Origin of the sequence: Arthrobacter sp. YC-RL1 (assembly GCF_001454985.1) — a bacterium.
Classification (GTDB): Bacteria; Actinomycetota; Actinomycetes; order Actinomycetales; family Micrococcaceae; genus Glutamicibacter; species Glutamicibacter soli.
On sequence record NZ_CP013297.1, the window covers coordinates 2,778,849 to 2,804,401 of the forward strand.

The following is a 25,553-nucleotide window of genomic DNA, read 5'->3' on the forward strand; positions in this document are numbered from 1 at the left end:
CTTTCGGGGCGCAGCGCACATTGCACCGGCCCACCTCTAAGCCTACCGGGAATTACCTAAAGCTGCAGTGGCTGCTGGGTCACGTGGCGTGCCCCGAGCGGGGCGAGGAGCCCCAAGACCGGCTTCGGCGGAACAAATCGTTGAGGGGTTCTGAACCCCGCAACTCAATCAAGCACCGCCAAGCTCCGGCAGCTGGCCGGCGGCGTGAAGTCAGCTGCGCTGTGCCCAGCTCATGCAGTACTCCAGATTTGCATGGACGCTGGCGGCCGCCTTTTCCTCGTCGCGTCCTTCGATGGCCGCCAGCAGCTCATCATGCCCGGCTTCCAGGCAGCCGTCGAAGCCGTCGAGCAGCCGCTGGTGCATTTTGGTGCCGTGGAAGATGTCGTTGAAACTCGTGTAGACCTCATGCAGCAGCCGGTTCCCGGAGGCTTCCGCGACCACGAGATGGAACTGCCAGTCCGCATCAATCCATCCCTGGATGTCCTTGGATTGCCAGGCGCGCCGGCGCGCGTCAAGCAGTTCGCGCAGCATGGCCTTGGTCCGCGCGTCCGCATTGAGCGCCGCCAGCCGCGCGGCCTGGGTATCCAGGGCAAAACGCAGCTGCAACACGTCCGTGTCCTTGTGTTCCCGGTAGACCTGTTGCGCGGCTCCGTCGAATTCGTTGGTAGCCCGCACATAGGTGCCGTCCCCGCGCAGGACCTCCAACATGCCTGCATGGCTCAAGGCTTTGATAGCTTCGCGCAGCGTGCCGCGGGACACGTGCAGCTGCTCCATGAGCTCGAATTCCGAGGGGATGCGTTCGTCCCGGGGCCATTGGCCGGAAACAATGCGTTCGCGCAGCCAGTCGGTGACCTCGTGCGACAGCGGGCCGCGGCGCGAAAAATTCTGCACGGAAGACATGGCTGCTATTCTCCTGCGTTGGCATCGACTTGCTCAAGCCGGCCGGTCTTGCGCATGGGCATGCTGGCACTGAGCCACAGCGCCAGCAGCACCTGCAGCGCGGCCGCTGCCACCAGCAGCCAGAGCGGCAGGGTCCAGCTGCCAAGCAGCGAGGAGAGCAACCCCAGGGAGAACGGTCCAATGGCCGCGAACACATAGCCTACCGACTGCGCTAGGCTGGACATGGCCGAGGATTCTTCGACGCTGTCTCCGCTGCGGCTGATGGCGAGCATCACCAGCGGGAACATGGTGAAGCCGATGCCAAGGAATAGGGTGGGCAGCAGGGCCAGCTGGATGGGCAGCAACTCAAGGGTCAGGAAACCCACCAGGGCAGCGCCGCTGGCAATCATGAAGGCCGCACGCAGCAGCCCCTTGGATGCCAGCGCCATGACCAGGATCGTGGCGGGGATGGTGACCAGCTGAAGCCCGCCCAGCAGCCCACCGGCGGCCGTGGCGTCCATGCCGCGGTCGACCAGGATCGAGGGCAGCCAGCCGACGATGCTGTAGACCAGCAGAGCCTGCAGCGTGAACAGCCCGGTGATCAGCAGGCCGCGCCGGGTAGCCAGCAACGGCCAGGGAGAGACGTGGACCGCGGCGTTCGACTCGTTCCGGTTCCGGCGAGCGCCCAGGGCCAGCGGCACCACCACGGCCAGGGTTGCCAGCGTCGGGATGGCCCAGACGCCCAGGGCCGCCAGCGGTGAATCCAGTTGCAGGGCAATGGGAACGCTGATGCCGGAGGCGAGCGCCGCGCCGGCGGACATGGTGATGGAGTAGAGGCTGGTGATGCCCGCGGTGCGCTGCGGGAAGTACTTGCGCACGAAGGAGGGCATGGCCACGTTGCACACAGCCAGGCCCGACATCGCCACGATGGTGCCCAGCAGGAGCATGGAGGTGGCGGGGGCCAAACGGATTGATAGCCCGGCGGTGAGCAGAACCAACGCCAACACCATGGAGCGTTCCAGTCCCATCAGCCGCATCAGGCGGGTGGTCGCCAGCCCGGCGAAGGCAAAACACAGCACCGGGATCGTGGGCAGCAGCGCCGCGACCAGCGGACCGTAACCGAGCAGTTCCTGCAGGGCCGGGAAGAGCGCGGCGGCACTGGCCACGGCGACACGGAGATTCACGCCCAGCAGCACGATGGCCACCAGGGCCAAAGCCATGGTGGACTTGCGGTAACCGCCGGAGCTGGCCGGCGCGGAGGCCTTTGCCGTTGCGGATGATGGTGCGGGGAGTGAATCTACCTGTTCGGTCATTGCTTAAACGTTAGACGTCTGATGTTTGAGGGTCAAGCCCTGCGCACTGCGCGATGCCGCGCAGTGGCGCCTGGCAATACCCACCGACAGCCGGAATGCCGCGGCAGTGCGGTAGCCTACGGGCAGGCTCAACGCGCGCCGGCACCGGACGCTTGACCCTGTGATTCGACACGCGATCCGAACGTCAAGCGACGGCGCAACAGCAGCACCAACCAGATGCCCACGGCGCTGAAGACGCAGGTCATGACCCAGGAGGCCTGCCAGCCTCCGGCCAGCACGGCAACCCAGGCCAGGATGAACGGACCGATAAAGTTACCGACGTTGAACAGCTGTTGCATCAACCCGATCACGGCACTGACCGAACCACCCGAGGGCGCCAGGTCCACGCCGATCCGGCTGAAGACCGCCGGGGCCATGCCGCCAACCAGCGAGAACACCGCGGCGCAGGCCAGCGCCCCGACCATGCCCCCGCCGATCTGTACCCACGGCAGCGCAAAGAACCCGATCGATGACACCGCCATCAACAGGAAGGCAAACACCAGCAGCACCGACGGGCTGCGGCCGGATTGCAGCATCCGCCCGGCCACCACTGCGCCAATGATATTTACCCCGCCCACGCCGGCGGAGAACAACCCGGCGGTCAGCGCAGAGATCCCGAAGGCCCCGTAAATCGCGGGCAGGAATCCCATGACCGCCATCCATTGGACGGTATAGCAGGCAAAGCCCAGCCCTGTCAGCCACGGCGCCGGCTGGCGCGCGGTGGCCACGATCTGGCCGCGCACTCCGGACTCCGTATGACGGGCGCGACGGTCATCGGGCACCAGCCTGGCCAGCGGAAGCAGCATCGCCAGGCTCAGCAGCGCCATCGCCACCCATAGCCAGCGCCAGCTGGTCCAGTCAAGCATGAGGCTCGATAGCGACAGGCCAGCCAGGGTGGCTAAACCCTGGAACGAACCCCAGGCGCCCATGGCCCTGTTCAGTTCCGTCGGCGCGCAGTTCAGCCGGATCAGCGCCGGCGCCAGCACGGTACACAGCACAAAGCCGATGCCTTCAAGCAGCCGGGAGCACAGCAGCACGAGCGCATCCGGTGATGCAGCTCCGAGCAGCGACCCGACCCCGAGCAGCAGCAGGCCGAGCATCAAGAGCCTGCGCAAGCCGTAGCGCTCGCCGCACCAGGCGGCCAGCAGGCCTCCGAGCATGCTCGCCACCTGGATGACACCGAGCAGCACCCCGGAAAAGAGCAGGTCGAAATGCAGTTCGGCCTGCAGTTGCTGCAGGGCCGAAGGCAGCTTCCAGATGTGCGTCGCGGCCACGACGCCCACTCCGACAACGCTGAGCCACGCGGCCGCGTTGGGTCCGGCCGCGACTTGCGTCGTGGTGCTGTCGCTGGTCGCCATCGATCACTCCCGTATACCTGCAGGACGGCCACCCGGCCGATCCTTCGCCAGCCTGCCGGAGGCCGCCGCGCTCGGTGCGATAGCTTTTCGCCCAATGGAAACACTAGGTCATCTTTAACCCCGGCCATGCCAGCGCCCGTACCATGGATAGACCGAGGACCGGATGGACGGTCCGGCGCCGTTCATGCAGCGTCCGCCACGTGCCAGGTGTCGCGGCATTCGAAGTTTTCCGGAGTTGTTTGATGGCCAATGCCACGCCGCGCCAAGCGCGCACCCAGTCAGCCCAGCCCTCCGCCCGCGGGCAGTCGGTGACCTCGCGGGCGCTGGCCCTGCTGGGCGCCTTCGACTCCGAACACCCGCGGCTGACCCTCAGCGAGATGTCGCGGCGCGCCGGACTTCCGGTGGCCACCGCCCACCGGCTCATCGCCGAACTGCAGGATTGGGGCGCGCTGCACCGCTCGGGCCAGGAATATTTCATCGGGCACCGGCTCTGGCAGTTGGGACTGCTGGCCCCGACCCACCAGAACTTTGCCGAGCTGGCCGCCCCGTATATGCAGGACGTTTTGTTTGTCACGCAGAACGTGGTCAACCTGTTTATCCTGGACGGCCACCAGGTGCTCCTGCTTGAACGCATGTCCGGCACCCGCGTGGGCGCCCCCTTCCGGCGCGTGGGCGACCACCTGCCACTGCATGCCTCGGCCGCAGGAAAGGTCATGATGGCCTTCGGCGAGCCCGAACTGCTGGAGGTCGGGCTCGAACACCTGAGCCGGCTGACCGACCGGACCATCACCTCGCCCTCCAAGCTGCGCACCGAGGTGTCCCGGGCGCGCGAGAACGGCTACGCGACCACCCATGGGGAAGCCGGAAGCCACAACTACGGCATCGCGGTTCCGGTGATGTCGCTGACCGGCCGCTGCGTGGCAGCGCTGGGCGTGGTCACCCTTGAACGCCCCGCCTCCGTGGGCGCCGTGGTCCCGGTGCTCCGCATTGCCGCCCGCAGCATTGCCCGTCGAATCGGCACGTCGATGGCGAACTGACAGGCGCCGAACCCGCCGCGAACGGCGATCTTCCATTGGGTGGAAAGCTCGGACAATTGTGTTGCACGCTACACCTACGCTGGGGTCACACCTCGCCTCCGGATTCCGGACCGAAAACTCGCAACAATCGCACCCAGGAGCGGTAGAGCATGACTATCACTGCCCCCATCCAGGCCCCGGCCATCATCGACACCGTCATCGATGCCGTCGAGCACCCCGCAGACGGCGTTGCGTCGCTGATCCTGCGCCGCGCCGACGGCTCGGACTTCCCCCAGTGGGCGCCGGGCTCCCACATCGACCTGTACCTGACCGATGAGCTGACCCGCCAGTACTCCCTTTGCTCCCCCACCGACGACCTGTCCACGCTGCGCGTCGGCGTGCTGCGCACCCCGGACTCGCGGGGCGGCTCGGCCTGGGTCCACGACCAGCTGCGTGCCGGCGGCGAACTGCGCATCTCCGCACCGCGCAACAACTTCCCGCTGGTGGATTCGCGCAAGTACCTGTTCCTCGCCGGCGGCATCGGCATCACCCCGATCATCCCGATGCTGCGCGCCGCCGAGGCCCAGGGCAAGGAATGGACCCTGTACTATGGCGGACGCTCGCGCGACACCATGGCCTTCGCCCAGCAGCTGGAAGACGAGTTCGGCGCGCAGAAGGTCCGCATCATCGCCGAGGACGAGTCCGGCCGCCTGGACCTGCAGCAGATCCTGGGCATGCCCCGCGCCCACATGCTGGTCTACGCCTGCGGCCCGGGCGGCATGCTCGGGGCGGTGGAGGACTTCTGCATGGGCTGGCCTCCCGGCGCACTGCACACCGAGCGCTTCGCCGCAGACACCCTGGGCGTGGGCGGCAACACCGAACCGTTCGAGGTTCAGCTCGCGCTGACCGGCACCACCCTGAGAGTGGAGACCAACCAGACCATTCTCGAAGCAGCCGAAGAGGTCGGCGTCCGGGTGCTCTCCAGCTGCCGCGCCGGACTGTGCGGCACCTGCGAAACCCGCATCATCAGCGGCGAGGCGGAACACCGCGATGCCGCCCTCTCCCAGGCGGACAAGGACGCCGGAGACGTCATGATGGTCTGCGTTTCCCGCGCCGCCGCCGGTTGCAGCAAGCTCGTTCTCGAACTCTAAAGGATTCCCATGTCAACCACGACACAAGCACCGGTGTTCCGCGAAGATCCGTTCGACGTCGCGGCGATCGCCGATCCCTATCCCTTCCTGGACCGGCTGCGCGCGGCCGGACCGGTCAGCTACCTGGAAGCCACCGGCAGCTACGCCATCAGTGGCTACGAGGAGGTCTACGAGGTCCTCACCGACTTCGAGACCTACTCCTCCGCCGGCGGCCTCGGCCCCCGGGACATCCGCAAGGACGAGGCCTGGCGCCCGCCGAGCATCCTGGAGTCGGATCCGCCGATCCACACCCTGATGCGCCGCGCACTGACCGGTGTCATCAACCCCGGTACCGTGCGCGCGCTGCGCGGTCCCTTCACGCCGCCGGCCGTTGAGCTCACCGAGCAATTGGCCACGCTTCAGGGCTTCGACGTCGTCAAGGACCTGGCCGAAAAGTACCCGATCCGCGTCTTCCCGGATGCCGTGGGCACCCCGGAAGAAGGCCGCGAGCACCTGCTGCCGTACGGAAACATGGTGTTCAACGCCTTCGGTCCGGAAAACTACATCTTCCAGCAGGCCTTCGCCGAGGCCGACGTGCACACCGCCGCGGTCATGCACGCCTGCCAACGCGAGTCGCTGTCCGAGAACGGCTTCGGGGCCAAGATCTGGGCCCGCGTCGAAGACGGCCTGATCACCGAGCAGCAGGCCACCTTGCTGGTGCGCGCGCTGCTCTCGGCAGGTGTGGACACCACGATCTTCGGCATTGGCAACACCCTCTCGGTGCTGGCCCGCGAGCCGGAGGTCTGGGCCGAACTGCGCCGCCAGCCCAACCTGGCGAAGTTCGCCATCGACGAGGCGCTGCGCCTGGAGTCGCCGTTCCAGAAGTTCCACCGCACCGTCTCCGTCGACACGGAGCTGGGCGGCGTACATCTGCCAGCCGGAACCAAGGTGCTGGTATTCCTCGGCGCGGCGAACCGCGACCCGAACAAATGGGGTCCGGACGCCGACAAGTTCAGCTTCGACCGCTCTTCCTCCGGCCACGTGGCCTTCGGAATGGGCCTGCACCAGTGCGTGGGTCAACCGATCGCACGCCTGGAGATGGAAATCGTGCTCCAGCAACTCCTGGAGCGCGTTGAAACCATCACCCCGGCCGCCCCTGCGGTGCCGATCATCCACAATGTGCTGCGCGGCTTTGAATCGCTGCCAGTGACCATCACCGCGGCGCGCTAAGCGCCGCAACCGATGGGATTCTCCGCCCACAACCACCGTTGTCCGGCGGAGAATTTCATCTCCGCCCACGCTCCTTAGGGCTTCTGCACTCCCCCAACATCCCTCCAACGGCAACGAAGCCGCCCTCACTCACTTGGGAAAACCATGACTCAGACAACTCCGGCACCCTCCGTGCCCCGCAAGTCCTCGAACTCCAATCCTGCGACGTGGAGCAGTCGAAAGCGGACCGCCTACGGGTGGCTCGTAACCGTCATGCTGCTGATTCTGATGATGATCAGCTGGGCCGACAAGGCCATCCTCGGCATTGTTGCGGTTCCGCTGATGAAGGACCTGGGAATCACCCCGGCCGAATTCGGCCTACTTGGCAGCGCGGTATTCGCGCTTTTCGGCGTCGCCCAATTCGTCGCCGCCCCCATTGCCAACCGCATCCAGGCCAAGTGGATCCTGCTGGTCCTGTGCATCGTCTGGTCGATTGCCCAGGTCCCGGTGTTCCTCTTCGCCTCGCTGCCCGCACTGTGGTTCAGCCGGCTGTTGCTGGGCGCCGGCGAGGGGCCGCTGGCCCCGATCACGATGCACGCCGTGTACAAGTGGTTCCCGATGCGCCGCTCGGCCACCCCGGCCGCGTTGGCCTCGGCCGGCGTCACCCTCGGTGTGGTCGCCTTTGCCCCGGTGATCGCCTACGTCACCGCAGAATTCGGCTGGAAGAGCGCGTTCATCTTCGTGGCCCTGGTGGGTGTCGTATGGAGCGTGCTGTGGCTGTTCATCGGCAAGGAAGGACCCTACACCTCCGTCCAGGCTGAGATGGAGATCGAAGGCACCAGCCCGCTGGAAGGTGCCAAGTCCGTGGTCGCGGACACCAAGGTCCCGTACCTGAAGTCGTTCCTGACCCCCAGCTGGCTGATCGCCGTGCTGTGCTCCTTCCTGGGCTACTGGACCTTCACCGTGGCGATGACCTGGTTGCCGGCCTACTTCGAAACCGTGATGGGCACCAGCACCCAGAAGGGCGGATCGCTGATCGCCCTGCCAGCCATCTGGGGCGCCATTTCCACCGTGGGGCTGTCCTGGCTCACCCAGGTGCTGGGCAACCGGGGCCTGAGCACCCGCGTCTCCCGCGGGCTGGTTCTGGGCGGATCGGCCGTCTTCTCCGGCGTCATGGTGCTGCTGGGCACCGCGGCCGACTCCCAAGGCGCGGCACTGGCCTTCTTCACCTTCGGCTTCGGCACCGCTCCGGCACTGTTCGCCATCACCTACCTGGTCGCGGCGGAAACCACCAGCATTGCCCAGCGTGGTGCGGTCCTGCAGATCACCAACGCATTCCTGACCGCGGGCGGCCTGTTCGCCCCGGCCGTGGTCGGCGCCATGGTCAGCGCCGCCGCCACCCCGGCCATCGGCTACGAGCAGGCGTTCGTGCTCACCGGAGTCATGATCGCGGTCATCGGCGTCGTCGCCTGCCTGGGGATCAACCAGCAGCGCGACCGCAAGAAGCTGGGCCTGGAGGTCTAATCCCCCCTCTCTTGGCCTTGAGGTCCACCGCACACTGAGCGGCCCGCCCCATTGGTGGCGGGCCGCTCAGTGTTTTGATCCGAGAGACCGGACGTGGGTGGCGGCAGCTGGGTTCGGCGTTGCGGGCACACCCTCATCGTTGTGCCATGAGACGTCCTCATGGCCACTTAACATGGCAAGGTCCAGTGCTGCGGAAGGCGGGGGCATCAGGCGTCGCGTAGGCCGCCATGGATTCCGGGCAAGAGCTCGGCGCACCGGTCAGGCATCTGGCGAGAGCCCGGGAGCGCGGCCATCAGGAAAGATGCGGCCTATGACGTGGGCCCGCGAAAACGGGCCCACGAAGACCCCGCCATGCCCAACCCACGGCACGACCCGTCGATCCGGGCCATGCTCCACCGGCCAAGGTGGGCTAGGCTGTGCGATTAACATGGCGAAAGGGTCCGATGAAAAAGACGATGCTCTTCGCCGGTGTCGCGGTATTGCTTATGCCCGCGTTCCTTTTGGCCGGATGCGCCAGCACCACCAGTCGGTGTTTGCCCGGTGCACTAGAGATTTCACCCGGCAGTGCAGTGCCCGGTTCGGCGGTGACGATTTCCTCTGAGCCCACGGCATGTGACCTTCAGATTGCCAATGGAACAATCTACGGGTACACGCTGGTCGCCGAAGCTCACGGTGACGACCCGGTTGACCTGGGATCAACGCCCGTCAACTCGGACGGTTCCTTTTCCAGCGCTGTCCTGATACCGGAAGATTTCCCATCCGGAAACGCCACCCTGCTTGTCACCGGCAGCGCCTTTGATGATTGCGTTCTTGGTGACTCCTGCGCCGCATATTCAGCGGCGTTGAGGATCAGGTAGCCTGTTTTCTTTTCGTTCCAACAGTTCAAGACGCCATCGGCAGATGAAACCAACCCTGAACCATGCTTGATGATTCGATGACGTATTGGCCCGGACGAGTCCGGTTGGGATTCGCTTAAATAGAGCCGGGGCCCTCAGATGTATCCTTGGGCCCCGGTGGGAAACGCTGCCGCTAGATGCGCGCGGCGGCTGGCGCGCCGGTCACGCTGAAGCGCTGTCCGCTGGTGGCCACGTTGACCTGACCGCTAAAGGTGCTCGCTGCGCGGGTGCGCCATTCCTCCACGCTGGCCACGCCGGCCAGATGCGATAGCACCAGCTGGCCCGCCCCGCAGGCTTCGGCGATCCGGCCGGCACCCTCCGGCGACGTGTGTGATTCGCGCTGGTGGTTGATAAATGTCGGGCTGAATCCCATGGAGGTGAAGAAGTCCAGGTTGACGGCCTCATGCACGAGGATGTCGGTCCCGCGGGCCAGTTCGACCAGCGCGGGGCACTCGGCGGTATCCCCGGAAAACGTCACCGAACCGTGCGCGGTGTCGAAGCGGAACGCAAAGGCCGGGTAGACCGGCGGGTGCAGCACCAGCACGGCGGTGACCTTCACCCGTTCGTCCTCGAACACGACGAACGGACGGTGCCCGGCACCCTGCCCGACCGAAGGGATCTCGATCTCGTGCACGTCCAGCAGCGAGGTCATTTCCGGGCGGGCCTCATCGGTCACGCGGATGTCCAGGTCGTAGGAGAATGCCTGCAGGGTATGGGAAACCAGGTCCTTGGTTCCCGAGAGCTTGTCCCCGCGCACATGCTGCGGGTCGCGTCCGGGGCCGTAGACCCCCACCGGCGAGGTGAACCCGTCCACGGGCTCGCCCCAGTTCCACAGCAGGTAGGCGGGAAGCTCGCCCACGTGGTCCGAATGCAGGTGCGTGATGAACCCGGCGACGAAGTCCTGGCCGCGCAGCCCGGCCTGGTGGGCAGCGCGAACGCAGCCCAGGCCGAAGTCCACCATGTAGTATTTTCCGTCGACCACCAGCGCGCTGGCCATGCCGTTTTCCTTGCCACGAATAGCGGGGCCGGCGGCCGTGCCCAGGGTGATGAGTTCCGTTACTGACGTCATGCTCAATTGCTTTCCTTGAAAATCTGCGAGGTGCCGGTCAGCCGTGGGTCCGGGCGTTGATGGTGCGTGGTTCCAGGTACTCGTGCAGTCCCCAGGCCCCGCGCTCTCGTCCGGTGCCCGAGGTCTTCCAACCGCCAAAGGGTGCGTCCAACTCGACCACGGTGTGCTGGTTGATCCACACGGTGCCGGCTTCGATCTCGAAGGCGGCCTGTCGTGCCCGCTCCAGATCCGGCGACCAGATGGAGGCGCCCAGGCCGAAGGGGCCGTCGTTGACATGGTCGATGACCTCGCCCAGGTCGTCGTAGCCGATGATCGGCAGGGCGCTGCCGAATTGTTCCTCGTCGACCAGTCCCATGCCCGGGACGGCGTCGGTGATGATCGTCGGCTCCATGAAGTAGCCGGGCAGGTCGCAGCCGACCCCGCCTCCGTGGGCCACCCGCGCACCGGAGGACACCGCCGAGGACACCAGTTCGCGCACGGTCTCGCGCTGCTTCTGGTTGTGCATCGGGCCCATGGTGGTTCCCTCCGCGATGCCGTGGCCCAGCGACAGCTTGGCGCTTTCGGCCACGATCGCCTCGGTGAAGCGGGCCTGCAGGTGGCGCGGCACATAGGCGCGCTTCACCGCCATGCACACCTGGCCGGCGTTGCGGAAGGCGCTGCCCACGATGCCACGCGCGGTAGCTTCCAGGTCGGCGTCTTCCAGCACAATGGCCGGGTCGTTGCCGCCCAGTTCGAGGGTGACGCGCTTGACCGATGCCGTGGCGCTCGCGGCGACCGCGGTACCGACATCGGTGGAACCGGTGAAGGAAATCTTGCGCACCTGCGGCAGGCTGGCCAAAGCCACGTTGACGGTGCGGCGGCTGCTGGTACGCACCTGCAGCACACCGGCGGGCAGGACCTCGTTGACCAGGTCCACCAGGGCCATGGTGGACAGCGGGGTGGTGGCCGATGGCTTGGCGATGACGGTGCAGCCGGCGACCAGCGCCGGGGCCAACTTGACGCACAGCAGCGAGATCGGGAAATTCCACGGGGTGATGGTTCCGACCAGGCCCACCGGGCGGTACTGCACCTGGAGGCTGCGGCCATCGCGCTGCGGCAAGTCCTCGGACTCGTTCCAGGCGAGGTCCGCATAGTAATCGAAGAGGTCAGCGGCGACGCGGAACTCGCCAATGGCCTCCATAAGCACCTTGCCCTGCTCGCGGGAAAGCAGGCGGCCAAGCTGCGGGGCCCTGGCGCGGATGCGCTCGGCGACCAGGCGCAGCATGCCACGGCGCACCTCGCGGTCCGCCGCCCAGGCCCGTGCAGCGCCGCGGGCTGTGGCGATGGCGGCTTGCACATCGTTCTCGGTGTGCTCGGGAGCCTGCCCGATCACCTCCAAGGTGGCCGGATCAAGCACATCGTAAACTGGCACAGGCATGTGCATCCTCCCTGATGAAAAACTTTGCTTGTAGTTAGCTTGTCGCTTTACGTTCGGGCGAGCGTCCCAAGCTTCCATTGGATGGAAAACGTGTCGGCGACCACTGGCCGCATGCCCGACGATGAAAGCACTACGAAGGCACGGCTTGGCCGGCGCCGACACCAGCCTAAGGAGCACACATGTCACTGACCGGCCTGCCCGTCGTCGTCACCGGAATCTCCTCCGGGATCGGCGCCGCCACTGCGGCGCTGCTGATCTCCCAGGGATACCAGCTGATCGGCGTCGACCGCACCGAACCTTCCGATTTCCCGGGCGCGTTCATCCACGCCGACCTGTCGTCCCCGCAGGGCATTGCGGACGTTGTGTCCCGGGTGCAGGAGCTGGCCCCAGCCGGGCTGCGCGGGCTGGCGAACATCGCCGGCGTCCCGGGCACCGCCCCGCTGGCGACCGTGCTGTACGTCAACGTCTTCGCGGTGCGCGAGCTGGCACGCCAGCTGGCCCCGCTGCTGGTCGAGGGTGCTTCCGTAGTCAACCTTGCCTCCTCCGTGGCCACCGGCTGGCGCACCATGGCCGAGGAATGCCGCGGCTTCGCGCTGGCCCAGGACCAGCAGGATGCAATTCAGCAGGCCGCCGATTCGCCGCAGATCGCGGACAACAGCTACTTGTTTTCCAAGCAGTGCGTCCGCCTGCTCACCGAACAGCTGGCGGCCGAGTTCGTGGCGCAGCGCATCCGTGTCAATTCCGTGAGCCCCGGCCCGGTCCAGACCCCGATCCTGGAGGACTTCAAGAAGGACCATGGACAGGACAAGGTGAACTCCGCCGCGCAGTTGCTGGGCCGGTTCGCAGTGCCGGAGGATATCGCCGAGGTCATCGGCTACCTGCTTTCCGAGCAGCCCGGATGGGTCAATGGCTCGGACATTCGCGTGGACGGCGGCCTGGTGGCCCACCGTTCAAGCACCGTGGCCATCGCGACCACATAGCCGCGCCCATTCCCGAGGAAAAACACTGGGAACAGCCGAGTGTCGCAGTTTGGCCCCAAGCATTGATGACCGTTATAGGACCGCGCATACTCGGTTACCTCGGCCGGTTTTGCGGTGAGTGCATTCTCCTTGTCGTTCGGTGTCCGCCAGCGAGGCTGCTGTCGAGTTATCGAACGACTCAGATCCAACCGCTGCAACAAGTGGGACCGCTGCTCAGGAGCCCACGGCATACCGGCGCTCGGGCCGCCCGACCCCGCCGTACTTCAGGCTGACCTGGGCGATCCCCTCTTCGGCAAGATATTCGAGGTACCGGCGAGCGCTCACCCGCGAGGTGCCGAGCTTTTCCGCGGTTTCGCTGGCTGAAATCGGGCCCGCGGATTCGCGCAGGATCCGCTCGACAAGTCCCATGGTTTCAACGCTGCAGCCCTTGGGCAGCGGCTTCCTGCTCTGCCCGCCCAGCCCGAAGAGCCGGTTGACGTCCTCTTGGTCCAGCGGCTGGTCGGGCGCGCGTAGCGAACGGTAGGTCTTCCGGTAGTGCTCCAGGCGGTCGTGCAGGTCCTCGCGGGAGAACGGCTTCATCAGGTAGTGGACTATTCCACCGCGCAGAGCCCGACGCACGGTCTCCATTTCGCGGGCGGCGCTGATCACGATCACGTCCAGTTCCGGTTTGGCATCGCGCAGGTGCTGGAGCAGGTCCAAGCCGTTCATGTCCGGCAGGTGGATGTCCAGCAGCACGAGGTCGGGCTGCAGCGTTTTCACCGCGCGCAGCGCTTCGACAGCGGTGTAGGCGACACCCACCACCTCATAGCCGGGTTCGCTGTTCACGAATCCTGAATGGACCTTGGCAACCATGAAATCGTCATCGATCACCAGTACCTTGATCACGCGGTGTTCCTACTTTCTGAGTGTGGCGGTGAAACGGGCGCCGTCGTCGTTGACGGCCTGCACGTCACCGGAGCGTCTGCGGCAGACCAGCCGGGTCAGCGCCAGCCCGAATCCCCTGCCTCCGGCGCTGGAACTGTCCTTGGTGGAGTACCCCTGGGTGAAGATCTCGGTGAGTTCAGCGGCGCTGATTCCCACCCCATTGTCCCTGACGACGGCGGTGACCTGCCCGCCGGTCTCCGCTACCGAAACATGGATGGCCGGATCCCGGGTTGCGGCGACCGCATCCATGGCGTTGTCTAGCAGGTTCCCGATGACCGTGGTGAGGTCGCGGGCCAGCTCGTCGTCGCAGCGTTCAAGCCGCGATTCCTCGCCCAGCTGAACCTTGATCCCCTTTTCGGTGGCCACGCTGGTTTTGGCGATCAGCAACGCGGCGATGGTCGGGTCGGCTATGCGGGCAGCGATGTCCTCGAAGATGCGGCTGCGGCTGAAGCTGACCCCGTCGATGAAGTTCACCACCTCCGCGTACTCCCGCAGCTGCACCAGTCCGGAAATCGTGTGCAGCTGGTTGGCGAATTCGTGGGTCTGGGCGCGCAGCATGTCGGTGGTGGCCTTGGTGTCGCCGAGCTCCTGCTCCAGCAGCGTCAGGTCCGTCCGGTCGCGCAGGGTGGTGACCGATCCCAGGTCCCGTCCGGAAGAGGAGACCAGCATGCGGTTGAAGACGATGACCTTCTCCCCCACCAGCATCTGCCGGTCCGGGATCGGCTGCTCGATCATCAGCGCCTGACTCACGGCCTTGGGCACGTCCAGCTCCTCCAGCGTACGGCCCACGCACTGCGCGGGCAGTTCGAGCAGGTGGCGTGCCTCGTCGTTGACCAGGGTGATCCGGCGGTCAGAGCCGATGGACACCACTCCCTCGCGTACCCCGTGCAGCAACGCCTCGCGGTATTCGACCAGCCCGGCGATCTCCGCCGGCTCCATGCCCAAAGTCTGCTTCTTGACCCGGCGCGAAAGCAGCACCGACCCGACGCCGCCCAACAGCACCGAGACCAGCAGCACCACGGCGGTGGTCGGGGCGACCTCGCTGAAGATCTCCTCGGTGCTCGGATAGTTCTGTCCGACGCTCACGAATCCCACCATTTCGCTGTCCAGGTCGTAGACCGGGACCTGGGCGACGAGCACCCGGTTCCCGCCGCGCTTCATGTCCCCGGTCCAGGCCCGCCCGGCGAGCACGGTGCTCTCCGGCGGGATGGCTTTCGTGCCGATCTCGTCCGGCCGGCTGGAGGTGAGGATGATCCCGTCGCTGCCGGAGATGCTGACGAAGCGCAGCCCGGAGACGCTGCGCACGGTTTCGGCCATGGCTGGCAGCGCGGCGCCCTGCCGCGGCTCGGCGTCCGGGAGCAGCGTGCGCAGCAGCGGGTTGGCCGCCAGCGATTCGGCCGCGGACAGGCTGCGCCGGCCTTCGGATTCCTCGAAGCTGGCGATGGCCTGCCCGATGGTCAGGGCGACCACCCCGACCAGCACCACGCAGATCAGCAGCAGCTGCAGGATCAGGTACTGGCCGGCCAGGGTGAACTTGAACCTGGGCCCGGCGGAAACAGGGGCACCGGCAGCTGGCATCAGCACTCCTTCGGCCTTCGAATCCCGCCCCGCGCCGGCGGCGCTGCAGGGGCGGGATGGGGTAGATTTTTTGTGACTTCACTACCCCATCATGTTCGAGACCTGAATCACAGGCTCCAACCCGGTTACACAATGAACATTATCTACTTTGTGTACGCAAGAGTGAGCCGCGTCACCGCTGCGCATAGCGTGGAGGAATTCCACTCACCCACCGATTCGATGAGGAATCAACATGCGAACATTCAAGACCCTGCGCTTGGCCGCCGTCGCCGCCGGCCTTGCCCTGGCCGCCACCGGCTGCGGAGTCACCAGCTCCGGCACCGACTCCAGCGAAGCACCGGCTGATTCCGGCCCGGTCGAGGGCCTGCGGATCCTGGTGCCCAACACCCCCGGCGGCGGCTACGACACCACCGCCCGCGTGGCCGCCAAGGTCATGGAGGAAACCGACATCGCAGCCAACCCCGAGGTCTTCAACCTCGCCGGGGCCGGCGGCACCGTGGGCCTGGCCCGCATCGTCAACGAGTCCGGCAACGGCGACCTGAGCATGCTCATGGGACTTGGCGTGGTCGGCGCCAGCTACACCAACGACACCGACGCCAAGCTGACCGACACCACCCCGATCGCCAAGCTCATCGAGGAGCCCGGCGCGATCATGGTCTCCAAGGATTCCGAGTTCAAGACCATCGACGACCTGGTCGAGGCCTGGAAGAAGGATCCGGGAAGCATCAGCGTCGGCGGCGGCTCCTCCCCGGGCGGCCCGGACCACCTGCTGCCGATGCAGCTGGCCCAGACCGTGGGCATCGATCCGACCAAGGTGAACTTCGTGTCCTACGACGGCGGCGGCGACCTGCTGCCGGCCATCCTGGGCAACAAGGTCGATGTGGCTGCCTCGGGCGCCGGCGAATACATGCAGCAGATCGAGAAGGGCGAGATCCGCGTGCTGGCCACCAGCGGCGAGGAGCGCCTGGAGAATGTGGACGCCCCGACCTTCATCGAGTCCGGCATCGACCTGAACTTCACCAACTGGCGCGGCGTGGTCGCCCCGCCGGAGATCTCCGACGCCGACAGGGAAAAGTGGATCAACGTGCTGACCACCATGCATGAGTCCGATGCCTGGAAGCAGGCGCTGGAAACCAACGGCTGGACCGACGCGTTCATCACCGGCGATGAGTTCTCCTCATTCCTCACCGAGCAGGACCAGCGTGTGGCCGACGTGCTGAAGGCCCTGGGGCTGGCGTGAGCCAAGTAGCCACGCCGGCGAAGAAACGCGTCGAACTGCTGTTCGCCGCGTTTCTTTTTCTCCTCGGCGTTCTGGTGCTCGTTGATGCGTCGCAGATCCATGTGACGTACTCCCAGGCCGACCCGGTGGGACCCAAGACGGTCCCCTACCTGGTCGCCGGGCTGCTGATGGCCTCGGCCATCGCCCTAGGCGTGACGGTGCTGCGCGGCAATCTGGCCGAAGGCGACGAAGGCGAGGATGTCGATCTGGGCCAGCCGACGGACTGGAAGACGCTGCTGCCGCTGGTCGGCGTGTTCGTGCTGAACATCGTGCTGATCAACTGGGCCGGCTGGGTCATCTCCGGCACGCTGCTGTTCTTCGGATCGGTGCTCGCCCTGGGCGGCCGCCGCTACGTGCTGACCTTCCTCATTTCGCTGCTGCTGGCCGTGGGCTCCTTCTACGGCTTCTATCTGGGCCTGGGCATCAAGCTGCCGGCCGGAATCCTGGAGGGGGTGCTGTAGATGGATACCCTGAATCTGCTGATGGAGGGCTTCGCTTCCGCGCTGACCCCGATCAACCTGCTGTTCGCCTTCCTCGGGGTGCTGCTGGGCACCGCCGTGGGCGTGCTGCCGGGCATCGGCCCTGCCATGGCCATCGCGCTGCTGCTGCCGGCCACCTACGGCATGCAGACCGATGCGGCGCTGATCATGTTCGCGGGCATCTATTACGGCGGCATGTACGGCGGGTCGACCACCTCGATCCTGCTGAACACCCCGGGCGAATCCGCCACGGTGATCACCGCGATCGAAGGCCACAAGATGGCCAAGGCCGGGCGCGCCGCGCAGGCGCTGGCCACCGCTGCCATCGGCTCGTTCATCGCCGGCACCATCGGCACCGCGCTGCTGGTGGCCTTCGCCCCGATCGTGGCTGACTTCGCGGTCAGCATGGGCGCCCCGAGCTACATGGCCATCATGCTGCTGGCGCTGATCACCGTCACCGCGGTGCTCGGCTCCTCCAAGATCCGGGGGTTCGCCTCGCTGGGCCTGGGCCTGGCCATCGGCCTGGTCGGCATGGATCCGGTCTCCGGCCAGAACCGCTTGGTCTTCGGCTTCGCGCCGCTGGCCGACGGGCTGGACATCGTGGTGGTGGCCGTGGCGATCTTCGCCATCGGCGAGGCGCTGTGGATCGCCGCGCACCTGCGCCGCACCCCGGTGAAGACCATCCCGGTCGGCACCCCGTGGATGGGCAGGCAGGACTGGAAACGCTCCTGGAAGCCGTGGCTGCGCGGCACCGCGTACGGCTTCCCGTTCGGCGCGCTGCCGGCCGGCGGCGCCGAGGTACCCACCTTCCTGTCCTATGTCACCGAGAAGAAGCTGACCAAGCACCCGGAGGAATTCGGGCACGGCGCCATCGAGGGAGTCGCCGGCCCGGAGGCGGCGAACAACGCCTCGGCCGCCGGCACGCTGACCCCGATGCTCACCCTGGGCCTGCCGACCAACGCCACCGCCGCGGTCATGCTGGCATTCCTGGTGCAGAAGGGCATCCAGCCCGGCCCGTTCCTGTTCGACAACGAGCCGGACCTGCTATGGACCATGATCGCCAGCCTGTTCATCGGCAACGCCCTGCTGCTGCTGATCAACCTGCCGCTGGCGCCGATGTGGGCCAAGCTGCTGAAGATCCCGCGCCCGTACCTCTACTCCGGGATCCTGTTCTTCGCCACGCTCGGCGCCTTCGCCGTCAACTTGCAGGCCACCGACCTGGTGCTGCTGCTGGTAATCGGCGCGCTGGGCTTCGCGATGAGGCGCTTCGGGCTGCCGGTGCTGCCGCTGATCCTCGGTGTGATCATCGGCCCGCGCGCCGAGAAGCAGCTGCGCCAGACTCTGCAGCTGTCCAGCGGCGAGGTCTCCGGGCTGTTCGGCGAACCGCTGGCCGTGGCGATCTACGTGATCATCGCGCTGGTGCTGCTCTTCCCGCTGATCCTCAAGCTGGTGCGCCGCCTGCGTGGCGGTTCAGCCCCGGCCCTGGCGGCCCCCGCCACCGGGCCGCTGGACGGGCCCGGCACGCTGGATGCCGCCGCGGAGGCTGATACCGCGCAGGAGCAGGACCCCGACCGCGCCGCGCATACCGTGCCGCAGCCGGCCCCGCAGGACGGGCATCGACGGAAGGATCAGCCATGAGCATCGTGGTGGGATACATCCCTTCCCCGGCCGGGGAGGCGGCGCTGGACCGGGCGGTCCTCGAAGCCCGGCGCGCCGGCTGCACCCTGGTTGTGGTGAACTCCTCCAGGGGAGACGCCCCGGTCGACGACCGGCTGATCGACGCCCGGCAGTTCAGCGAGCTGGAAGCCAGGCTGGCTGGGGAGGACATCGACTTCTGGATCGAGCGTTTCCCGCAGGGCGGCGACGCGGCGGCCGAGGTGCTGCGCGTGGCCGAGGCCCGCCGCGCGGAGCTGATCGTCATCGGGCTGCGCAAGCGCAGCGCAGTGGGCAAGTTCCTCATGGGCAGCACCGCCCAGCGGATCATCCTGCAGGCCACGTGCCCGGTCTTGTCCCTCAAAGCACCCGACCATTTGTAAACGCAGTTCGGCGAAGGCCGCGGATTCCCCCTTGCGGGATCCACGGCCTTCGCCATGTCCGGTGTGCAGCGGGCAGGCTACCCTTGCAACAGGTAGCGCGAGAGTTCTGCCAGCCGTTCCGGGATCCGCTCCGCCATGTCCTCGGCGCGCATCCGGTAGCCCAGCAAGTGCTCGATCAGATACCAGGACTGCAGGAAAGGCAGGCGGGACTGCTCGTTGACCGGGCAGCGCTGGTTCGGATCCCAGTAGCCGAAAATCTCCAGCAGCTCGGACTTGTCCATGAACAGCCCCGGCTGCGGCGTGTAGCGCTGCATCCGGTCCGGAATGAATCCCCCGGCGCGGATAAACCACCCGGCGAACGTCGAGTCGCTGTCGATGTCCCGGCCCTTCGGACCCTCCGCCTTGGGCTGGGCCAGCTTCCGGGCCACGTATTCGGCCAGGGCTACCGGGTCCTCCATGAGTTGGCGTCCGCGCCGGGTCGCGGTGAGCACGCCCTTGGCCTTGCGCAGCAGTCCCATCTGCTGGGCCGATTCGCGCAGCCGGATCACCGTGATCATGATGTTCTCGCGCTTCGTGCTCCCGCTTTCGTAGTCGATGCCATCCAGCCCGGAGCGTTCCACCAGCTCTCCGACGATCTTCGGAGGCAGCCACCCGGCGGCCGAGAGCTTGACCGGGGCGTCGCACAGGGCGGTGAGCACCGCGAAGGGCCGCATCAGATCGACAAACCACGGCGGGATCGTGATGCCGCCCGGTTGCAAGCCCAGGCCGATCTGGGCGGCAGGCACGGAGATCGCCCGGCGCAGCTCCGGTTCCATCGTGTCGAACCAGCGGCCCAGTCCGTTGTCGCCGGTGAATTGCGCGGCAAGCATGGCCAGGCGAGCGTCGGCCACGTCCGCGCGGAATTCCGCGGGTTCCAACGGATTCCAGCGTCCGCCGCGCCAGTGCATCCAGGCCACGATGTCCTGCGCTTCGAGGTCCTCCGGCGCCGGGTTGCCCTGGAGGATCGAGAGTTTCTCCTGCCAGCCGTGGATCCCGCCGCTGTCCTCCAGCGGGGCGCGCAGCTGCCCGGCCACCACACGGTAGGGCGCCTCGCCCGGTGCCTTGCCCCGCTGCGCTTCAACGGTGATCTTGTGCATCCAGCAGTCCCCGAAGTCGTATTCGAAGTAGAGTTCGCCGCCGGCTGCGGCCAGGGCCTGGCCCAGCGTGGTGGTCTCCTGGGGCTCGCCGACCCCGATCTCCAGCCGGCTCTGCTCTTCGTACCAGGTGATGGCCTGTCCGGCATCCTCGCGGTCATAGGGGACGGCGCTGTGGAACGCTTGGAGGTGCGCATGTTCCCAGCCCATGACGCATTGCAGGGCCAGCCCGGCTTCATCGAGCATGATGCCGTCGTCAATTTCCATGGTGCGCCAGATGGGCGGCGCGGAGCCTTCCAGCACGATTCGCAGTGTGAGCATCCGGCGCAGTGGTATCACGTGTGGCATGGCTATGACTCTACCGATGCCGGGCGCCCGACGCTTCCCGCGTCCTACCTCATCGACGCCTGATCGGGCTCGCCGCCGTCGGGCGCGCGGTCGCATTGATCGCCGATATTCACGGACGATTATCAGCGTCTATACAGCAATGCATGGGTTTTTTCGAGCTATCGGCTGAAATTCCTGCGGAAATAGGGGGAACCGCGCTTGAGGGAATACCGTTGGAGGAGGAAACCCGCTCGTTGGCTCCCGACGGGCCCACCGAGCACCCGGCGCCGTGGCCCCGTTTGGCACGCCTGTCCCCTGTAAAGGCTTTAATCTTGAACGGCAATGCAACCTTCAGACACAACAACGTAGCGCTGCTCTCGGTGAACAGCGTGCTCGCCGACGAGGTGCTCAGCTCCGCCGAGTTCGACGAGCGGCTGGCCCCGAGTCTGAAACGGCTGCGCCTGTCCAAGAAGCTGCTCGAACGCGTCTCCGGGGTCGCCGAACGCCGCTGGTGGTCGGCGGGAACCACCTTCGACGACGCCGCGATCTCGGCCGGCAAGCAGGCGCTGGACGCCGCAGGCATCGAACCCGGGCAGATCGGCCTGCTGATCAACACCTCGGTAACCCGACGCAACCTTGAGCCATCGGTGGCCTCCAAGGTGCACCACGGCCTGGGCCTGCCCTCCTCCGCCATGAACTTCGACATCGCCAACGCCTGCCTGGGCTTCGTCAACGGCATGACCTTGGCCGCGAACATGATCGACTCCGGGCAGATCAGCTACGCGCTGATCGTCGCCGGCGAGGACGCCCAGCCCACCCAGGAAGTCACCTTCCAGCGGCTGAACGACCCGAACTCCACCCGCGAGGACTACCTGCGCCAGTTCGCCACCCTGACCCTGGGCTCCGGCGCTGCAGCCGCGGTCATCGGCCCTGCCGATCTGCACCCGGGCAAGCCGCGGATCCTGGGCGGGGTCTCCCGCGCCGGCACCGCGCACCACGAGCTGTGCGTGGGCGGGCCGGCTGGCATGTACACCGACAGCAAGGGACTGCTGGACAACGGCCTGGAACTGGTGGTCGATGCCTGGGACGAGGCGCACGCCGCCGGCTGGAACTGGAAGTCCATGGACCGCTACGTCACGCACCAGGTCTCCAAGTCGTACACCAACGCCATCATCAAGGCCGTGGGCCTGGTCAAGGACAAGGTCCCGGTGACCTTCCCCAAGTGGGGCAACGTGGGCCCTGCCTCGCTGCCGATGACCCTGTGGCAGGAGGCGAAGTCGCTCAAGCCCGGGGACCGGGTGCTGTGCATGGGGGTGGGCTCGGGACTGAACACCGCGATGATGGAGCTGGCCTGGTGACCGGCCCATTCCCCGGCGTCGCCCAGCAGCACTCCCGCCACCTGACAGTTCCGTCCACCTCCCTGGTCGACGTCCCGGGCACCAGCCACCGCTGGCACCTGCTGGACAACCAGGCTGAACTCGAATCCCGCGGCATCACCCCGGTCGGCACCCTGCTGTGCGTGCACGGCAACCCCACCTGGTCCTACCTGTGGCGCTCCTTGTTCGCCCACGTCTCACGGCGCGCCCTGCCCTGGCGCATCGTCGCGGTGGACCAGCTGGACATGGGCTTCTCCGAGCGCACCGGAGTCTTCCGCCGCCTGGCCGACCGGGTCAACGACCTGGGCGACCTGACCGCTGCGCTGCAGCTGTCCGGCCCGGTCACCACCGTGGGCCATGACTGGGGCGGGATCATCTCCCTGGGCTGGGCCGTGGCCCACCGCGGGCAGCTGGCGAATGTGGTGCTGACCAATACCGCGGTGCACCCGGCCGGCTTCGAGCTGCCCGCCGCGCTGCAGCTGGCCTCCCACCCGGCGGTGCACGGCTGGGGCACCACCAGCACCGATGCGTTCCTGCGGGTCACCCACTCGCTGGCCACCCCCGCGCTGGCCCCCGAGGTCAGGAAGGCCTACATGTCCCCCTACACCAGCGCCGCGCAGCGCACCGGGGTGGGCAACTTCGTCGCAGACATCCCCTTCGCACCCGGCCATCCCAGCCGCCCGGCCCTGGATTCCATCTCCGAGGCCGTCCGCGAACTCACCGTGCCGGCCCTGATGCTGTGGGGACCGAAGGACCCGGTCTTCTCCGACCGCTACCTGCGCGACTTGATGGACCGCCTGCCGCAGGCCAAGGTGCACCGCTTCGAGGGCGCCGGGCACCTGGTGGCCGAGGACCGCGACATCGCCACCCCGATCTTCGACTGGCTCCAGTCCGCCGGCGCCGGCGAGACCGTGCGCGCGGGCAGCCTGCAGGACTACCGTCCGATGCTCGCGCAGCTCGACGAGCGCACCGCGGATCACAGCCCCGCGGTGGTGGACATCAGCCCGCCTCGCACGCTGTCCTGGGCGCAGCTCGGGCAGCGGGTGAATGCTCTGGCCAAGGGCCTGGAGCGGATCGGCGTGCGCCCCGGCTCGCGCGTGAACCTGCTGGTCCCGCCGGGCATCGAGCTGACCACGCTGATCTACGCCTGCCTGCGCCTGGGCGCGGTGATCGTGGTGGCCGACGCGGGCCTGGGCACCAGGGGACTGGGCCGGGCCATCAAGGGCGCCGGGCCGCAGTTCCTGATCGGCATCCAGCGCGCGCTCATCGGCGCCAAGGCGCTGAATTGGCCGGGCACGCGCATTTCCGCCACGCAGCTGCCGCCGGCCCTGGCCAAGGTCCTGGGCGTCGGGCACTCGGTGCCGCAGCTGCTGGCATCCGGTGCCGCCGGCGCCCCGCAGGCCGGGGACTTCGCCCCGGCGGACCCTGACGCGGATGCGGCGGTGCTGTTCACCTCCGGATCCACCGGCCCGGCCAAGGGCGTGGTGTACACCCATCGCCAGCTGGCCGCCATGCGCGACACCCTGTCCGCCACCTACCAGCTGAAGCCCGGCTCCGCGCTGGTGGCGGGCTTCGCGCCGTTCGCGCTGCTGGGCCCGGCGCTGGGTGCCACCTCGGTGACCCCGGACATGGACGTGACCTCCCCGAAGACGCTCACCGCAGCGGCGCTGGCCGACGCGGCCGCCGCGATCAACGCCACCGTGGTCTTCGCTTCCCCCGCCGCCCTGGCCAACGTGCTGAAGACCCGCGACGCGCTGACCGCGGCACAGCACCGGGCGCTGGAGCGGGTATCGCTGCTGCTTTCAGCCGGCGCGCCGATCCCTGAGCCGCTGCTGGCGCAGGTCCAGCAACTGGCCCCGCAGGCCTCCGTGCACACCCCCTACGGCATGACCGAAGCGCTGCCCATCACCGACATCGACCTGGCGGGCATCCGCGCGGCAGGTTCCGGCAACGGCGTCTGCGTGGGCACCCCGGTGGCCGGAGCCAGCGTGGCCATCGCGGTGCTGGATTCCCGGGGCGAGTCCGCCGCCGAGCCGTCCACCGAGCCCGGGCTGACCGGCGAGATCCTGGTCCGCGCCCCACATGTGAAGGACCGCTACGACCGGTTGTGGATCACCGAGCAGCTGAGCACCTCCATCCCCGGATGGCACCGCACCGGCGACGTGGGGCACCTCGACGCCCAGGGACGACTGTGGGTCGAAGGCCGCCTGGGCCATGTGCTGCGCACCGCCAGCGGCCCGCTCACCCCGGTGGAAGCCGAGAACCTGGCGCAATCGGTGCCCGGTGCCGGACGCACCGCGCTGGTTCCGGTCGGCCCGTCCGGGACGCAGAGCGCGGTGATCGTGATGGAAACCGTGCCGCCGGCCCGCAAGCCGGCCCCTGCCTCCCCCGGGCTGTCGCAGCAGGTCCGCCAGGCCGTCGCGGCCGCCGGCGTCGAGGTCTCGGCCGTGCTGGTGGTCCCCGAGCTGCCCACGGACATCCGCCACAACTCGAAGATCGACCGGGCGCACCTGGCCGGCTGGGCCTCCGCCACGCTGGCAGGAGGAAGGATCCGCAAGCCATGACTCCACGCAACCAGCCGATAACCGCGCGCAGGGTGCTGGTCACCGGTGCCAGCGGCATGCTCGGCGGTGCTGTCGCGCAGCGGCTGCGCGAGAAGGGCCACCAGGTACGCACCTTCCAGCGCCGCGCATCCCAAGGCGCCACCGACGAGGTACTCGGTTCGCTGACCGAAACGGCGCAGATCGCCCGCGCGGTCGACTCCATGGACGCCGTCATCCACCTGGCCGCCAAGGTGTCCTTCACCGGGCGCTGGGAGGAGTTCGTCGCCACGAACATCGACGGGACCAGGCACCTGCTGGACGCCGCCGAGGCGGCCGGGGTCAAGGACTTCGTATTCGTCTCCTCGCCTTCGGTCACGCACTTCGGCGAGCCGCTGGCCGGAGCCGAGGCGGGTCCTGCCGACCCGTCCAGGGCCCGTGGCAACTATGCCCGGTCCAAGGCCGCGGCGGAGCTCGAAGCCCTGTCCCGCAACAGCGACCGGTTCCGAGTCGCCGCGATCCGCCCACACGTGGTGTGGGGCCCGGGCGACACCCAACTGGTGGAGCGCGTCATCGAACGCTCCGCCAGCGGACGATTGCCGCTGTTGGACCACGGCGCGGCGCTGATCGACACCACCTACATCGACAACGCGGTGGCCGCCATCGTCCGGGGGCTGGAGCGCATGCAGCAGGCTCAGGGACTCCCGCTGGTCGTCACCAACGGCGAACCGCGCCCGGTCGGCGAGTTGATCGCCGGGATCTGCCAGGCCGGCGGGGCGCCCGCCCCCAGATTCAGCGTGCCGGGCTGGCTGGCCCGCGGCGCCGGGGCGGTCATCGAACGCGCCTGGCTTGCCGCCGGCACCCGCAACCTGGTCCATGACGAACCGCCCATGACTCGATTCCTGGCCGAGCAGCTGTCCACCGCGCACTGGTTCGACCAGCGCGAAACCCACCGGGTACTGGACTGGCGGCCTGAGGTCACGATCGACCAAGGACTGGCAAAGCTTGCAGCCCACTATGGAGGAAAAGCGCCGCTGGCGATCCACTGATT

At 67.4% G+C, this 25,553-nt stretch carries 21 protein-coding genes; 13 read left to right on the forward strand and 8 right to left on the reverse strand.

Annotation, left to right across the window (positions count from 1 at the left end):
* Positions 1 to 210: 210 nt before the first annotated feature.
* The 3 genes from ATC04_RS12905 to ATC04_RS12915 form a co-directional block, all read right to left on the reverse strand.
* Positions 211 to 900 (reverse strand): FadR/GntR family transcriptional regulator, encoded by a 690-nt coding sequence (locus ATC04_RS12905; RefSeq protein WP_047121113.1) that lies wholly within the window; start codon positions 898 to 900, stop codon positions 211 to 213.
* 5 nt (positions 901 to 905) lie between these two features.
* The gene (locus ATC04_RS12910) at positions 906 to 2,192 is read right to left on the reverse strand and encodes an MFS transporter (protein ID WP_047121112.1); all 1,287 of its coding nucleotides are present in this window, start codon (positions 2,190 to 2,192) and stop codon (positions 906 to 908) included.
* A gap of 128 nt (positions 2,193 to 2,320) precedes the next feature.
* Entirely contained in the window at positions 2,321 to 3,589 is a 1,269-nt protein-coding gene (locus ATC04_RS12915; protein WP_047121111.1) for an MFS transporter, read from the reverse strand.
* Positions 3,590 to 3,831: 242 nt separating this feature from the next.
* Between ATC04_RS12915 and ATC04_RS12920 the strand changes: the two genes are divergently transcribed.
* From ATC04_RS12920 to ATC04_RS12940, 5 genes are all read left to right on the forward strand, one after another.
* On the forward strand, positions 3,832 to 4,626 hold the full coding sequence (locus ATC04_RS12920) for an IclR family transcriptional regulator (RefSeq protein ID WP_047121110.1): 795 nt from the start codon (positions 3,832 to 3,834) through the stop codon (positions 4,624 to 4,626).
* 149 nt (positions 4,627 to 4,775) lie between these two features.
* A complete protein-coding gene (locus ATC04_RS12925) occupies positions 4,776 to 5,756 on the forward strand; it encodes a PDR/VanB family oxidoreductase (RefSeq protein ID WP_152666949.1) in 981 nt (326 codons plus the stop codon).
* Positions 5,757 to 5,765: 9 nt separating this feature from the next.
* The gene (locus ATC04_RS12930) at positions 5,766 to 6,965 is read left to right on the forward strand and encodes a cytochrome P450 (protein WP_047121109.1); all 1,200 of its coding nucleotides are present in this window, start codon (positions 5,766 to 5,768) and stop codon (positions 6,963 to 6,965) included.
* A 144-nt stretch (positions 6,966 to 7,109) separates the two neighbouring features.
* Positions 7,110 to 8,468: an MFS transporter gene (locus tag ATC04_RS12935; protein WP_047121108.1), complete on the forward strand. Its 1,359-nt coding sequence runs from the start codon at positions 7,110 to 7,112 to the stop codon at positions 8,466 to 8,468.
* A 443-nt stretch (positions 8,469 to 8,911) separates the two neighbouring features.
* On the forward strand, positions 8,912 to 9,325 hold the full coding sequence (locus ATC04_RS12940) for a hypothetical protein (RefSeq protein WP_060617032.1): 414 nt from the start codon (positions 8,912 to 8,914) through the stop codon (positions 9,323 to 9,325).
* A gap of 172 nt (positions 9,326 to 9,497) precedes the next feature.
* On the opposite strand, the gene ATC04_RS12945 is transcribed toward ATC04_RS12940, so the two are convergent.
* Entirely contained in the window at positions 9,498 to 10,433 is a 936-nt protein-coding gene (locus ATC04_RS12945) for an MBL fold metallo-hydrolase (RefSeq protein WP_047121106.1), read from the reverse strand.
* 37 nt (positions 10,434 to 10,470) lie between these two features.
* Positions 10,471 to 11,850, reverse strand: a complete 1,380-nt coding sequence (locus tag ATC04_RS12950; RefSeq protein ID WP_047121105.1) for an aldehyde dehydrogenase family protein — start codon at positions 11,848 to 11,850, stop codon at positions 10,471 to 10,473.
* Between the two features lie 179 nt (positions 11,851 to 12,029).
* On the opposite strand from ATC04_RS12950, the gene ATC04_RS12955 reads away from it, so the two are divergent.
* The gene (locus tag ATC04_RS12955) at positions 12,030 to 12,830 is read left to right on the forward strand and encodes an SDR family oxidoreductase (protein WP_047121104.1); all 801 of its coding nucleotides are present in this window, start codon (positions 12,030 to 12,032) and stop codon (positions 12,828 to 12,830) included.
* A gap of 213 nt (positions 12,831 to 13,043) precedes the next feature.
* Here ATC04_RS12955 and ATC04_RS12960 read toward each other — a convergent pair whose 3' ends face one another.
* A complete protein-coding gene (locus ATC04_RS12960; RefSeq protein WP_047121103.1) occupies positions 13,044 to 13,715 on the reverse strand; it encodes a response regulator in 672 nt (223 codons plus the stop codon).
* A 9-nt stretch (positions 13,716 to 13,724) separates the two neighbouring features.
* Positions 13,725 to 15,332 (reverse strand): ATP-binding protein, encoded by a 1,608-nt coding sequence (locus ATC04_RS12965; protein WP_047121102.1) that lies wholly within the window; start codon positions 15,330 to 15,332, stop codon positions 13,725 to 13,727.
* Between the two features lie 232 nt (positions 15,333 to 15,564).
* Here ATC04_RS12965 and ATC04_RS12970 point away from each other — a divergent pair, with 232 nt between their 5' ends.
* From ATC04_RS12970 to ATC04_RS12985, 4 genes are read left to right on the forward strand one after another with little or no spacing between them, the layout of a single operon-like run.
* Entirely contained in the window at positions 15,565 to 16,572 is a 1,008-nt protein-coding gene (locus ATC04_RS12970; RefSeq protein WP_047121101.1) for a tripartite tricarboxylate transporter substrate-binding protein, read from the forward strand.
* Positions 16,569 to 17,072 carry a tripartite tricarboxylate transporter TctB family protein gene (locus ATC04_RS12975; protein WP_047121100.1) on the forward strand — a complete coding sequence of 168 codons (504 nt, stop codon included), beginning with the start codon at positions 16,569 to 16,571 and terminating at the stop codon, positions 17,070 to 17,072. Before ATC04_RS12970 ends, ATC04_RS12975 begins: the two co-directional genes overlap by 4 nt.
* The gene (locus ATC04_RS12980; protein WP_082124105.1) at positions 17,073 to 18,728 is read left to right on the forward strand and encodes a tripartite tricarboxylate transporter permease; all 1,656 of its coding nucleotides are present in this window, start codon (positions 17,073 to 17,075) and stop codon (positions 18,726 to 18,728) included.
* On the forward strand, positions 18,725 to 19,126 hold the full coding sequence (locus ATC04_RS12985) for a universal stress protein (protein WP_047121099.1): 402 nt from the start codon (positions 18,725 to 18,727) through the stop codon (positions 19,124 to 19,126). The genes ATC04_RS12980 and ATC04_RS12985 overlap by 4 nt, the downstream gene beginning before the upstream one ends.
* A 77-nt stretch (positions 19,127 to 19,203) precedes the next feature.
* Here the strand turns inward: ATC04_RS12985 and ATC04_RS12990 are convergent, their stop codons facing one another.
* The gene (locus ATC04_RS12990; RefSeq protein WP_160309116.1) at positions 19,204 to 20,607 is read right to left on the reverse strand and encodes a plasmid pRiA4b ORF-3 family protein; all 1,404 of its coding nucleotides are present in this window, start codon (positions 20,605 to 20,607) and stop codon (positions 19,204 to 19,206) included.
* A 311-nt stretch (positions 20,608 to 20,918) separates the two neighbouring features.
* On the opposite strand from ATC04_RS12990, the gene ATC04_RS12995 reads away from it, so the two are divergent.
* The 3 genes from ATC04_RS12995 to ATC04_RS13005 are packed head-to-tail and all read left to right on the forward strand — an operon-like array spanning position 20,919 to position 25,551.
* Entirely contained in the window at positions 20,919 to 21,944 is a 1,026-nt protein-coding gene (locus ATC04_RS12995; protein WP_047121097.1) for a 3-oxoacyl-ACP synthase III, read from the forward strand.
* Positions 21,941 to 24,526 carry an alpha/beta fold hydrolase gene (locus ATC04_RS13000; protein WP_082124102.1) on the forward strand — a complete coding sequence of 862 codons (2,586 nt, stop codon included), beginning with the start codon at positions 21,941 to 21,943 and terminating at the stop codon, positions 24,524 to 24,526. Before ATC04_RS12995 ends, ATC04_RS13000 begins: the two co-directional genes overlap by 4 nt.
* Positions 24,523 to 25,551, forward strand: a complete 1,029-nt coding sequence (locus tag ATC04_RS13005; RefSeq protein WP_047121096.1) for an NAD(P)-dependent oxidoreductase — start codon at positions 24,523 to 24,525, stop codon at positions 25,549 to 25,551. Before ATC04_RS13000 ends, ATC04_RS13005 begins: the two co-directional genes overlap by 4 nt.
* Positions 25,552 to 25,553 lie beyond the last annotated feature (2 nt).